The organism is Bradyrhizobium sp. LTSP849, assembly GCF_000938255.1.
Taxonomy (GTDB): domain Bacteria; phylum Pseudomonadota; class Alphaproteobacteria; order Rhizobiales; family Xanthobacteraceae; genus Bradyrhizobium.
On sequence record NZ_JYMR01000008.1, the window covers coordinates 203,153 to 215,386 of the forward strand.

At 65.3% G+C, this 12,234-nt stretch carries 9 protein-coding genes; 3 read left to right on the forward strand and 6 right to left on the reverse strand.

All coding sequences use genetic code 11. The features are described from left to right. Positions 1–18: 18 nt before the first annotated feature. Entirely contained in the window at positions 19–1,035 is a 1,017-nt protein-coding gene (locus UB31_RS07405; RefSeq protein ID WP_045007256.1) for an amino acid ABC transporter substrate-binding protein, read from the reverse strand. A 395-nt stretch (positions 1,036–1,430) separates the two neighbouring features. Here UB31_RS07405 and metC point away from each other — a divergent pair, with 395 nt between their 5' ends. The 3 genes from metC (at position 1,431) to UB31_RS07420 (ending at position 6,318) form a co-directional block, all read left to right on the forward strand. Then, positions 1,431–2,621, forward strand: coding sequence for a cystathionine beta-lyase (gene metC / locus UB31_RS07410; protein WP_045010387.1), 1,191 nt, complete (start codon positions 1,431–1,433; stop codon positions 2,619–2,621). Positions 2,622–2,738: 117 nt separating this feature from the next. After that, on the forward strand, positions 2,739–4,514 hold the full coding sequence (locus tag UB31_RS07415; protein ID WP_045010388.1) for an adenylate/guanylate cyclase domain-containing protein: 1,776 nt from the start codon (positions 2,739–2,741) through the stop codon (positions 4,512–4,514). A gap of 112 nt (positions 4,515–4,626) precedes the next feature. Continuing rightward, complete coding sequence (locus UB31_RS07420) at positions 4,627–6,318, forward strand: Na/Pi cotransporter family protein (protein WP_045010389.1); 1,692 nt, start codon at positions 4,627–4,629, stop codon at positions 6,316–6,318. A gap of 18 nt (positions 6,319–6,336) precedes the next feature. Here the strand turns inward: UB31_RS07420 and UB31_RS07425 are convergent, their stop codons facing one another. The 5 genes from UB31_RS07425 to pbpC are packed head-to-tail and all read right to left on the reverse strand — an operon-like array spanning position 6,337 to position 12,223. Beyond that, positions 6,337–6,666 (reverse strand): lipid-A-disaccharide synthase N-terminal domain-containing protein, encoded by a 330-nt coding sequence (locus UB31_RS07425; protein ID WP_045007252.1) that lies wholly within the window; start codon positions 6,664–6,666, stop codon positions 6,337–6,339. Next, a complete protein-coding gene (locus UB31_RS07430; RefSeq protein ID WP_045010390.1) occupies positions 6,663–7,436 on the reverse strand; it encodes a glycosyltransferase family 2 protein in 774 nt (257 codons plus the stop codon). The genes UB31_RS07425 and UB31_RS07430 overlap by 4 nt, the downstream gene beginning before the upstream one ends. Positions 7,437–7,474: 38 nt before the next feature. Next, the gene (locus UB31_RS07435; protein ID WP_045010391.1) at positions 7,475–8,320 is read right to left on the reverse strand and encodes a phosphatase PAP2 family protein; all 846 of its coding nucleotides are present in this window, start codon (positions 8,318–8,320) and stop codon (positions 7,475–7,477) included. A 1-nt stretch (position 8,321) separates the two neighbouring features. Beyond that, positions 8,322–10,064, reverse strand: coding sequence for an ArnT family glycosyltransferase (locus UB31_RS07440; RefSeq protein WP_045010392.1), 1,743 nt, complete (start codon positions 10,062–10,064; stop codon positions 8,322–8,324). A 50-nt stretch (positions 10,065–10,114) separates the two neighbouring features. Continuing rightward, on the reverse strand, positions 10,115–12,223 hold the full coding sequence (gene pbpC, locus UB31_RS07445; RefSeq protein ID WP_045010393.1) for a penicillin-binding protein 1C: 2,109 nt from the start codon (positions 12,221–12,223) through the stop codon (positions 10,115–10,117). Positions 12,224–12,234: the final 11 nt, after the last annotated feature.

Sequence of the window (12,234 nt, forward strand, 5' to 3'; positions counted from 1 at the left end):
CCTGCAGATCAAGCGGGATCAGCGGATCGGCGGCGCGTACTGAAGACCACCCTTATTCCAGAGATTGTTGAGACCGCGATTGATGCCGAGCGGCGAGCCCGCACCGACGTTGCGATCGAACACCTCATTGTAATTGCCGACGGCCTTCACGATCCGGATCACCCAGTCCTTGGTCAGGCCGAGCTGTTCACCGAAATTGCCATCGCTGCCGAGAACGCGCTTGAGCTCCGGGTTTTCCAGTTTGGCCTTCTCGTCGACATTCTTCGAGGTCACGCCGAGCTCTTCGGCGGTGATCATCGCAAACAGCGTCCACTTCACGATGTCGAACCACTGGTCATCGCCGTGGCGCACCATCGGTCCGAGCGGCTCCTTCGAGATAATCTCCGGGAGAACCATGTGATCGTTGGGATTGGCAAGCTTCAGGCGGTTGGCGTAGAGGCCCGACTGGTCCGTGGTGAAGACGTCGCAACGCCCGGCTTCATAGGCCTTGACGGTTTCGTCGTTGGTGCCGAACGCGATCACCTCGTACTTCATGTTGTTGGCCTTGAAGTAGTCGGCGAGATTCTGCTCGGTGGTGGTTCCAGTCTGCACACAGACCGAGGCGCTGTTCAGCTCCAGCGCCGAATTGACCTTGAGCGACTTCTTCACCAGGAAGCCCTGCCCGTCATAATAGGTTACGCCGGTGAAGTTGGCGCCGAGCGAGGTGTCGCGCGAGAGGGTCCAGGTGGTGTTGCGCGAGAGCAGATCGATCTCGCCGGACTGCAGCGCCGTGAAGCGGTCCTTGGCGGAGGTCGGCACGAATTTGACCTTGGTCGGGTCGTTGAAGATCGCGGCAGCAATGGCGCGGCAGACATCGACGTCGAGCCCGGTCCAGTTGCCCTTGTCGTCGGGCGAGGAGAAGCCAGGCAGGCCCTGGCTGACGCCGCAGGCCAGGACGCCCCGGTCCTTGACGGTCTTGAGCGTTTGCGCGTCGGCGGCTTGGGCAGAGAGGCCGGCGGCGAGAGCGAGAGTGAGAGCCAGGGTTACGCGTTTCATGAGTTGAAGGCCTTTCAAAGTCGTCTCAAGGTCAGGAATGTTGTCTCAGGATCGTCTCTGCCAGGGCAAATCCTACTAAGGCTTGCCTTGCAAGAGTCATGCTGGGAAACCTTGCCGAACACCCGCCCATCCCTTGAGGCCATACCTTAATCCCCGCCGCGGGCGCCCGCCGTGATGGCCGTGGCGCAAGGTCCGGTCAGACGATGGATCGAAGGTCGCGGCAGGCCCCTCAACATGCGGCGACTGAATAGCACCTGCGCATCACAGAACGACTGGCGAGCCGGGTCAAGGGGTTGACGGGACTCTTCTGTGTTCTGTTATTAACATCTGCGGCCTCCGGCCGGCCCGCCGGCGCAATTGGCGCCCGGGGGAAACGCGCTTTTGAAAGCAGACGCATGGATTCCTCGCACCCCTCCGAACAGCACGCCGAGACCCGGCTGGTCACCTCCGGCCGCGACACCAAGGCGCAGAAGGGGTTCGTCAATCCGCCGGTGTTCCACGGCTCGACCGTGCTCTACCCGACCGCCGAGGACCTGCATGCCCATCGCGGCGAGTTCACGTATGGCCGCCACGGCAGCCCCACCACGCGGGCGTTCCAGGACACGCTGATGGCGCTGGAGGGGCCGCAATGCGCCGGCGTCGGCATCGTGCCGTCGGGGCTGTCGGCGATCTCGACCACCCTGCTTTCGGTGCTGAAGGCCGGCGACCATCTGCTGGTCTGTGACAACGTCTACCGTCCGACGCGCAATTTCTGCAACGGCATGCTCGCCCGCCTTGGCATCGAGACCACCTATTTCGATCCGCTGATCGGCGCCGGCATCGAGAAGCTGTTCAAGCCGAACACCCGCGCGGTGCTGGTCGAGGCGCCGGGCTCGCAATCGTTCGAGATGCCCGACATCCGCACTATTGCCGAGGTCGCGCATGCGCGCGACGCGCTCGTGATCGACGACAACACCTGGGCGACGCCGCTCTATCACCGCTCGCTCGAGCAGGGCGTCGACATCAGCATGATGGCTGCCACCAAATATATCGGCGGCCATTCCGATATCATGTTCGGCACCATCTCGGCCAACGCCAGGGCTTGGCCCCAGATTGCCGAAGGCATCCGCCTGCTCGGCGTCTGCGCCGGCCCCGACGACGTCTTCCTCGCGCTGCGCGGCCTGCGCACGCTCTCGGTGCGGCTCGCCCAGCATCATCGTTCCGGGCTCGGCATGGCGCACTGGCTCGCTGCCAGGCCCGAGGTCGCGCGCGTGCTGCATCCGGCGCTGGAGACCGATCCGGGCCACGCGATCTGGAAGCGCGACTTCACGGGCGCCTCGGGCCTGTTCAGCATCGTGCTGAAGCCGGCGCCGCAGAAGGCGGTCGACACCATGCTCAACACACTCAAGCTGTTCGGCATGGGCTTCTCCTGGGGTGGCTTCGAGAGCCTGGCGATTCCCTTCGATTGCGACGACTATCGCACCGCCACGAAGTGGGCGCCGGGTGGTCCGACACTGCGTCTGCATATCGGGCTCGAGAGTGTCGACGATCTCAAGGCCGATCTCGATCGCGGCTTTGCGGCGTTGAAGGCCGCATCGAATTCCTGACCCGGATCCGTCTGTAACGATCCGGCTGCTATCGACGGCTCGCCGGGCTTGACGTATAAGCCGATGGCTATTGCGTCTTGCCCGTACAGATTGCCGACCGACGATGGATTTGAAAGCATGACCGCCCGGGTCGACCGCCGTCTGGCAGCTATCCTTGCCGCCGACGTCGCCGGCTACAGCCGCCTGATGGGCGAGGATGAGGAAGGCACGCTCGCGCGCCTGAAGAGCTGCCGCCAGGTGCTCGTCGACCCCAAGATCAGCGAGCATCGCGGACGGATCGTGAAGACCACCGGAGACGGCATGCTGGTGGAATTCGGCAGCGCGGTCGATGCCGTGCGTTGCGCGGTCGAAATCCAGCGCGCCATGGCCAGCGGCTTCGTCGACATGCCTGCCGAAAAGCACATCCAGTTCCGGATTGGCATTCACGTCGGCGACATCATCATCGACAGCGACGATATCTTCGGCGACGGCGTCAACATCGCGGCGCGCCTGGAGGGGATTGCCGAGCCCGGCGGCATTTGCATCTCGGACGATGCCTATCGCCAGATCAGGGGCAAGACCGAAATCGCCTATGACGACATGGGGCAGCAGTCGCTCAAGAACATCTCCGAACCGATGCGGGCGTGGCGAGCGCGCCCGGCAGCGGGAGCTACGTCCGCGACGAGGCCGGCTGATCGACCGGCCGCACTGGTGCTGCCTGAGAAACCCTCGATTGCAGTCCTGCCCTTCACCAACATGAGCGGCGATCCGGAGCAGGAATATTTCGCTGACGGCGTGGTGGAAGACATCATCACGGCCCTGTCGCGCATGACCTGGCTGTTCGTTATCGCGCGCAATTCGAGCTTCACCTACAAGGGCAAGGCGGTCGACATCAAGCAGGTCGGGCGCGAGCTCGGCGTCCGCTACGTGCTGGAAGGCAGCGTGCGCAAAGCCGGCAACAAGGTGCGCATTACCGGACAGCTCATCGACGCCTCGAACGGCGCGCATTTGTGGGCAGACCGGTTCGACGGCGCGCTTGAAGACGTGTTCGAGCTCCAGGACGAGGTGACGACCAGCGTGATCGGCGCGATCGCGCCGAAGCTCGAGCAGGCCGAGATCGAGCGCGCCAAGCACAAGCCGACCGACAAGCTCGCAGCCTACGACTATTACCTGCATGGCATGGCAAACATCTATCAGGGGACGAAAGACGCCAACGTCGAAGCTCTCCAGAACTTCCAGCGTGCCACGGAGATCGATCCCAACTTCGCGACCGCCCATGGCATGAGCGCGTATTGCTATGTGTGGCGCAAAGCGAATGGCTGGGTCGCTGATACCAGACAGGAAACTGCCGCCGCTGAAGTCGCAGCACGAAAGGCCGCCAGGCTTGGTCTCGACGACGCAATCGCGCTCGCCCAGGCGGGCTTCGCCCTGGCATTCGTCGCCGCCAATCTCGACGATGGCGCCGCGCTCATCGATCGGGCCCTGAACCTCAACCCCAATCTCGCGGCGGCCTGGCGTTTCAGCGGGTACGTCCGGGCGTTTCTCGGCGACCCCGACCTTGCCATCGAGCATCTCCAGCGCGCGATACGGCTGAGCCCGCTCGATCCCCTGATCTTCATCGTCCAGAACGGAGTCGTGCTGGCCCACTTCTTTGCCGGGCGTTACGATGAGGCGCTGGACTGGGCTCAGCGCGCGCTTCGGCAGAACCCGAACTACGCCGCAGCGTTGATCATGGCGGCAGTCAGCGGCGCACTAGCCGGACGCAACGAGGACCGGGACAAAGCCGTCGCCCGCCTGCGCGAGCTCGACCCGCAGGTCCGGATCGCCAATTTCGCAAACGTATGGCCTTTGCGGCGCGCCGGGGACCTTGCCGCCTTCGAAGAAGGCCTACGTCTGACGGGTCTGCCTTCATAACCGGCAAGCATGCCTCCGGCACGGGCACGCGGAAACTTCTTCCGAATAAAGGGATTGATCCCCAGTCGTTTGGCGTTAGCCTGACCCCTCGACTCTAATCCGGACACGGAGCATGGGAACGTTGGTTCTGCTTGATCTGATGGGTGGCGTGGCGCTGCTGCTGTGGGGCCTCCATATGGTCCAGAGCGGCATTCTGCGCGCCTTCGGCCCCGACCTGCGACGCGCGCTCGGCAAGGCGCTCGGCAACCGCTTCAGCGCCTTTGCCGCCGGCCTCGGGCTGACGGCGCTGCTCCAGAGCAGCACCGCGACCGCGCTGCTCACCAGCTCCTTCGCCGCCGAGGGCTTGCTCAGCCTCGTCGCCGCGCTCGCCATCATGTTAGGGGCCAATGTCGGCACCACGCTGATCGTGCAGGCGCTGTCGTTCAATATCGCAGCCGTCGCGCCGGTACTGTTCGTGCTCGGGCTCGTCGCCTTCCGCTCCGGTCCACGCTCACGCATCAAGGATATCGGCCGCATCCTGATCGGCCTCGGGCTAATGTTGCTGTCGCTGCACATCCTACTCGACACGCTGGCGCCGGCGGAGAACGCGCCCGGCGTCCGCGTCGTGATGGCTTCCATCACCGGCGATCCGGTTCTGTGCATCATGATCGCGGCGGTCGTCACCTGGGCGGTGCATTCGAGCCTCGCCAGCGTGCTGCTGATCATGTCGCTGGCTTATTCGCAGTTCATCACGTCTGATGCGGCGTTGGCCCTGGTGCTGGGCGCCAATCTCGGCAGCGCCATCAATCCCGTGTTCGAGGGCGCCAAGCGCGACGATCCCGCGAGCTATCGCCTGCCGGTCGGCAATCTTATCAACCGCGTGGTCGGCATCGTCCTCGTCCTGCCGTTCCTGAACGCGATCGCCGGGCACATGCATAACTGGCAGCCCGATCTCGCGAAAATGACGGCGGCCTTCCACATCGCCTTCAATGTCGGCACGGCCGTCATCTTCATCGGCCTGCTCGACCCGATGTCGCGGCTGTTGACCCGGCTCCTGCCCGATCGCGTGCGGGAGGACGATCCGGCCCGTCCGCGCTATCTCGACGAGACTGCGCTGGAGACGCCCTCACTCGCACTCGCCGACGCCGCTCGCGAGACACTACGGATGGGTGATCTCGTCGAGGTCATGCTGCGCAAGGTGATGGCAGCGATGATGACCGGCGACCGCACGCTGGTCGACCAGGTCTCGAAGATGGACAACGTCGTCGATAGTCTCGACGAGGCCATCAAGCTCTACGTGACCAAGCTGACCCGCGGCAGCCTCGACGAGGGCGAGGGCCGGCGCGCGATGGAGATCATCTCCTTCGCCATCAATCTCGAGCATATCGGCGACATCATCGACAAGAATCTGAGCGAGCTCGCCACCAAGAAGATCAAGCGGCGCTTCCAGTTCTCGCCCGAGGGTTCCGAGGAGCTCGCCGCCTTCCACAAGCGCACGATGGAGTCGCTGCGGATCGCCTTCGGCGTGTTCATGTCGGGCGATGCCAACGAGGCGCGCAAGCTGCTGGTGGAGAAGACCGCGCTGAAGAACACCGAGCTCACCGCCGTCGAGCGCCATCTCGACCGCCTGCGCGAAGGCCGGCCCGAGACCATCGAGACCACGTCGCTGCATCTGGACGTGCTGCGCGATTTGCGCCGCATCCACTCGCACATCTGCTCGGTCGCCTATCCCGTGCTGGATGCGGCGGGTGAACCCTATCGCAGGACTGAGGCGGATGCGGCCGCCCTGCCCGCGTCAGGTGCAGCGTCGGCCTTGCCGCGCTGATCAAGCCGCTTCAGCGATTCAAGTCTTCGCAGCGCGGCCGCGGTTCTTGATGATCAACATGATGTTGCGGATGTAGATGATGGTCGCCAGCGCCTGACCGAGGATGATGACAGGCTCGCGCTTGACGACGCCGTAGACCAGCGTCATCAGGCCGCCACCCATCGAGCAGAACCAGAACGCCATCGGCACCACGCTGTTGCCGGCGCGCTCGCTCGCGATCCATTGCACCAGGAAGCGCGCGGTGAAGAACAGCTGCGCAACCAGGCCGAACGCCAGCCAGAAATCGAACTTGGCGACGAAGACGTCGTAGAAATAGTTGCTCAGCGCCTGACCGTATTGAATGATCATGCCTTCACCTCAGTCACATCTGGCGTCGGCTTCTTGCGCCGGATCAGCCACCACACGCCGGCGAGATCCATGATCCCGATCCACAGCCGGTCGAAGAAGCCGTAGTTGGACACGCCCGAACGGCGCGGCCGGTCGATCACGTCGACATAGGCGATGTCAAACCCCTCGCGGCGGACCAGTGCCGGCAGAAACCGATGCAGCCCGTCGAAATAGGGCATCATAAGGAACACCTCGCGCCGGAACGCCTTCAGCCCGCAGCCGGTATCGCGCGTGCCGTCCTTCAGGATGCCATTGCGGACGCCGTTTGCGACCCGCGACTGGAACTTCTTGAAACCAGTGTCCTTGCGCCCGACCCGCTGGCCCGCGGCAAGCCCGACATTCGCGCCCTTCTCGACCGCCGCGATCAGGTCGGGCAGGAAGGCCGGATTGTTCTGGCCGTCACCATCGAGCGTCGCGACGATCGTGCCGCGCGCCGCGCGGACGCCGCTGCGCACCGCCGCCGACTGGCCGCCTGATCTGGCGTGGCGAAGCTGCCGCAGATTGTCCCGTTGCGTCATGATCGCCGCGAGCCGGTCGCCGGTCGCATCCGTCGAGCCGTCGTTGACATAGATGATCTCGTAGACCCAGCGGCCGTCGAGCGCGGCGGTGATCTCCTCGATCAGGGGCGCAATGTTGTCGGCTTCGTTGCGCACGGGAACGACGATGGAAACCGAAGGCTGGGACGACGACAAATCGAAAGCTCGTGGTTGGATTGGCTTGGCTCGGGGCATTGGCTCGGGGAACCGGCGGCCCCGGCAGGCAGCCGCTTTTATGGGGCGGATGCCCCGCGGGCAACCCTTTTGAGGTGCCCGCCGACCGGTCCCGGGAGCGGCACAATGATGCCGTCGGCGCGAATGGCAAAGCCGAGCCTGCGGGCCGCAAACCAGTAGCGCACCGCCATGGCGCCGACCATGCCGACCAGGGCGCCGGCCACGACGTCGCTCGGGTGGTGCGCGAGCAGCACCAGCCGCGTCAGCAGGATCACGATTGCGTAAGTGAACATGAACACGCGCAGCCGCGGCCACAGCGCGGAGACCGCAAATGCCAACGCGAATGCCGTGACCGCATGCGCGGATGGCAGGCTGAAATAGGCCTCCGTGCCCTGGAACGGAACGAAGTTGAACGGATTGGCCTTGCCGCCGACAAAGGGCCTGCCGCGCCCGATGATGAACTTCAGGATCTCGGCAATAAACACCGACGCGGCAACAGCCAGAAACAAATATTGGAGCCGAGTCCCGAGGCCGAGCAGCAGTGTACGGCGAGTGCCATGCAAGCCGGCCGCAACAAGCGCGACCACGACGAGCGCCGCAGCCAGCACCACGAGCACATACTCGTCCTTGCCGAAATCAGTGAGGATGCGGATCGGCCAGAGGCCCGGCGCGCCGCGCGCCGGCATCAACTGGATCTCGGTCAGATCAAAGGCGAGCATGAGCGTGATGACCGCGGCCGCGCCGGCCACACTGAGCCACAGTGCGTGCCGCGCCAGTTTTCGCGCAGCCGCGGCGCGGCGCGAATGCGAGGGCGTGCGCACGAGCTGTGCCAGCGCGCGCCCTGAGACCGCGACCAATTGCGCGGGGTAGCTCGCGCGCGGCGCGATATCGATGGACGCCGGCATCCTACTCGGTGCCTTCGGAACGGAAGATCGAGATCGAGATCGCGCGTCCCTGCGAGAAATTATAGCCGTCGATGCGCGCGCCGACCTTGTAGCGCAGCCCGGTCGCCTCGGCGCGCTGCACGAAGCTGCGCTCCGAGCGCTGTTCGATCAGCGCGAAGCGGCAGCTCCCCTGTCTGAGGAAATCAGCCGCGCCAGAACCATCGGTCAGCACTGTCTGCGTGCCTGTCAGGAAGACGAGGCTCGGCTCGTGATAGCCGGCCGACGCCGCCTTCGGCCCGACGCAGGTGACGTTGCGCAGGGCGCGCGCGACCTCGATGCTCGGAAATAGCGGCGTCAGCGACGGCAGCACGATGCCGTAGACCACGACCGCCAGCATCAGGGCCGCGACCAGCGCGTTGAGCACCGAGCGCTCGGCGCGGTTGTTGTCGTAGAGCCACCAGGCGAACAGACCGAAGATCAGCGAGGCCGCAATGAACGGCCACGCCACGAAGGCCGGCTGCCGCGTCAGCATGACCGCGCCGACCACTGCGATGATCGAGGCGGCCGCGGGGATCGCGAACCACCAGGCCGAGCCGCGCATCAGCCAGGAGCGCGACAGCACACGCCGCTCCAGCGCGCCGACGGTGAGGATCGCGATCGCAGGGTATAGCGGCAGCACGTAATGCGGCAGCTTGGTCAGCACCGCCTCGAACACGATCCAGGACGGGATCAGCCAGGCCAGCAGAAACTGCGCGCCGGGCTCGCGCCGCGCCCGCCACACCGCAGGCGCCGCCATCGCAGCGAGTGGCGCGCCGGGCCAGAAAGTGATCCAGAACAGCGCCAGATAAACGCCTGGGGGCGCTCCGTGGGATTCCTGCGCGCCGATCTTGCTCAGCATGTCGCCGCCGACCGAGTCCGCAAAGAAGGCGTCGCCGGCGCGCCAGAAGATCGCGATGAACCAGGGCAGCACCAGCACCAGCATCCACATCAGGCCCCAGACCGGGCGCAGCCGCCACAGCCAGGAGGCATCGCGGTCCTGGATCGCGAGCACGACGATGGTCAGGCCTGCAAACATCAGGATCAGCGGACCCTTGATCAAAATGCCCACGGCAAGCGCTGTCCAGAAGATCGCGGGCCAGCTCCAGGGCGGATGGGTCTCGTCCTCGGCGCGCTGCCAGGACAGATAGGCCCGCGACATCGCGCCCATCGCGGCGACGACGCAGAACAGCAGCATGGCATCGGTCTTGGCGAGGCGCGCCTCGACGCCGAGCAGGACGGAGGCGCACACCAGCAGCGCGGCGAGCACCGCGGCGCGCCGCGTCACGAAGCCGAGTGCCGTCCAATAGGTCATGAGCACCGCGCCGATCGCGCCGATCAGCGACGGCAGCCGATAGACCCAGATTCGCAATTCGGCTTTCGGCAGCTTCAGCGCCGTGGCGATTTCAACAGCGGCGGATTGCAGCCAGTAGATGCCGACCGGCTTCTTGTAGCGGACGTCCTCCTGGAAGCGGATGTCGACATAGTCGCCGCTCTCCACCATCTGCTTGGTGGCCTGCGCAAAGCGCGCCTCGTCGCGGTCAACGGGCGGAATCGTGAAGAAGCCCGGCAGAAACAGCAGCAGCGCGCACAGCACCAGAAAGGCGACCGCGCGGGCGTGGCTGGCGGTGGCGATGTCGAGCATCAGCGCGAGCCGGCTGCCCGGATTCACGGGCGATTTCGGCTCGCGCGGCGCGCCAAAACGGGGGCTGGGATAGGTCTCGGCCATTGGTTCCGCTTACGATGAAACCGCCATCGCCACAACCGCTTAAGCCGGGGTCACTGAATTCGAATGACAACTGTGTCCGCGGCGCCCGTGGCATCGATCACGGTCAGCCTTGCAAAGCCCGGACCGGGCGGATCAATCAGGCGCTGGCGCCGGCCGTCGATCTCGCCAAGCGCCGTACCGTTGACCATGACAGTCATCGGCAAGACCCCGCCGGCGACCTTGACGGGCATGGCGGCAGCCTCCAGCCCGCCCGAGCGGTCCACGTCGATCCGGGAACCGTTGAGCGGAAACTGAATGTGCAGCGCCTGCTCGCCCCCGGTCCGGACCAGTTCCCCAACCGGGCGGAACCGCTTCAACGGCAACGGCAGTTTGGCATTACTGGCAACCAGGGTTCCCTTCGGCGGCTTCGGCAACGGGGTCAGCGTCTTGCCGGTCCGGGCGAAGGTATCAAACAGGATCGGCGCGGCCGCGACGCGGCCGATCAGGCCAGGAACCGGCGCGCCATCGGGCCGGCCGACCCAGACACCGATAGTCATGCGGCCGTCGAACCCGACCGACCAGGCATCGCGATAGCCGTAGGAGGTGCCGGTCTTGAAGGCGATACGATTGTGGGCGGCGTTTTCCGGCGGCGGGGTGCCGAGCAGTACATTGCCGACCTGCCAGGCCGCGACCTGGTCCAACAGCCGGAGCGGCTCGCGGTCGTCCTTATCGGCCATAACCTCGCGCAGCGGCTTGGTCGTGCCGAGCCGGGCGAACCCCGTATAGAGCTGAACGAGGTCCTGGAGCGTCACACCGACGCCGCCTAGGCCCATCGCGAGCCCCGGCGCCTCGTCTTTTGGCAAAATGAGATTGCCGCCGGCCTGCCGCAGCCGCGAGGCCAGCCGGCTCGCGCCGACGCGATCGAGCAACACGATCGCCGGAACGTTCAGCGAGAGCTGCAGCGCCTTCTTCACCGGCACCGTGCCCTGGAACGTCATGTCGAAATTTTCCGGCGCGTAGGAGCCGAAGCGGACCGGACGGTCGTCGATCAGGCTGTCGGGATGAACAAAACCATCCTCGAAGGCGAGCCCATAGATGAACGGCTTCAGCGTCGATCCCGGCGAGCGAATGGCGCGGGTCATGTCGACCTGCCCTGCCCGGCTATCGTCGAAATAATCCGCCGAGCCGACGCGCGCGAGTACATCGCCGCTCTCGTTGTCGACCACGATGATGCCGACTGAGATATTCGGTCCGAGCATGATGGCGCGGTCGCGTGCCAGCGGCTCCAATACCTTCTGCAAGTTCGCATCGAGCGTCAGCTTGATGACCGGCGTATCCTTGATGGTCGCGAGCGCGGTATCGGTGGCATGCGGCGCCAGGATCGGCATCGGCTTGCGCAGCTTTGGTACGGGCACGCCCTTGGCCTGCGTCGCGTCGTCGACGCTGACCACATGCTCCTCGACCATGCGATCCAGCACGCGGTCGCGGGCTTTACGCGCCGCATCGGGATAGCGATCGAGCCGGCGTGTCTCCGGCGATTGCGGCAGCGCCACCAGCAGCGCGGCCTCCGCCAGCGACAGCCGCTTCGGCTCCTTGCCGAGATAGGCAATGGAGGCGGCTCGGATGCCTTCGAGATTGCCGCCGTAGGGCGCGAGCGCGAGATAGAGATCGAGGATCTCGCTCTTGCTTAGGCTGCGTTCGATCTCGATGGCGCGCACGATCTGCCGCAGCTTTGCGTAGAGGGAGCGCTGCCGCCGCGGCTCCATCAGCCGCGCCAGCTGCATGGTGATGGTCGAGCCGCCGGACACGATGTGGCCACGTGTCGAGAGCTGCAACGCGGCGCGGCCAAGCGCACGCGGATCGATGCCGTCATGGGCATAGAAGCGCTGGTCCTCATAGGCGAGCAGTAGTTTCAGGTAGGTCGGATCGACATTGGCTTTGGCATCGACCGGCAGCCGCCAGCGGCCGTCGGCCATGGCGTAGGCACGCAGCAGCTTGCCGTTGCGATCGACGATGGTGGTGGAGACCGCGCGCGACTCGTCGAACGGCAGAGGCCCAAGCGAGTAGACCCAGGTGACGAAGGCACCGATGGCGAGGATGAACGCAAGCGCGGCGGCCGAGAGGGCACGCATAACACCGCGTCGCCCTGCTCCACTGCCGTCCTTGTTGACCGCACTCATCGCGCCATCAC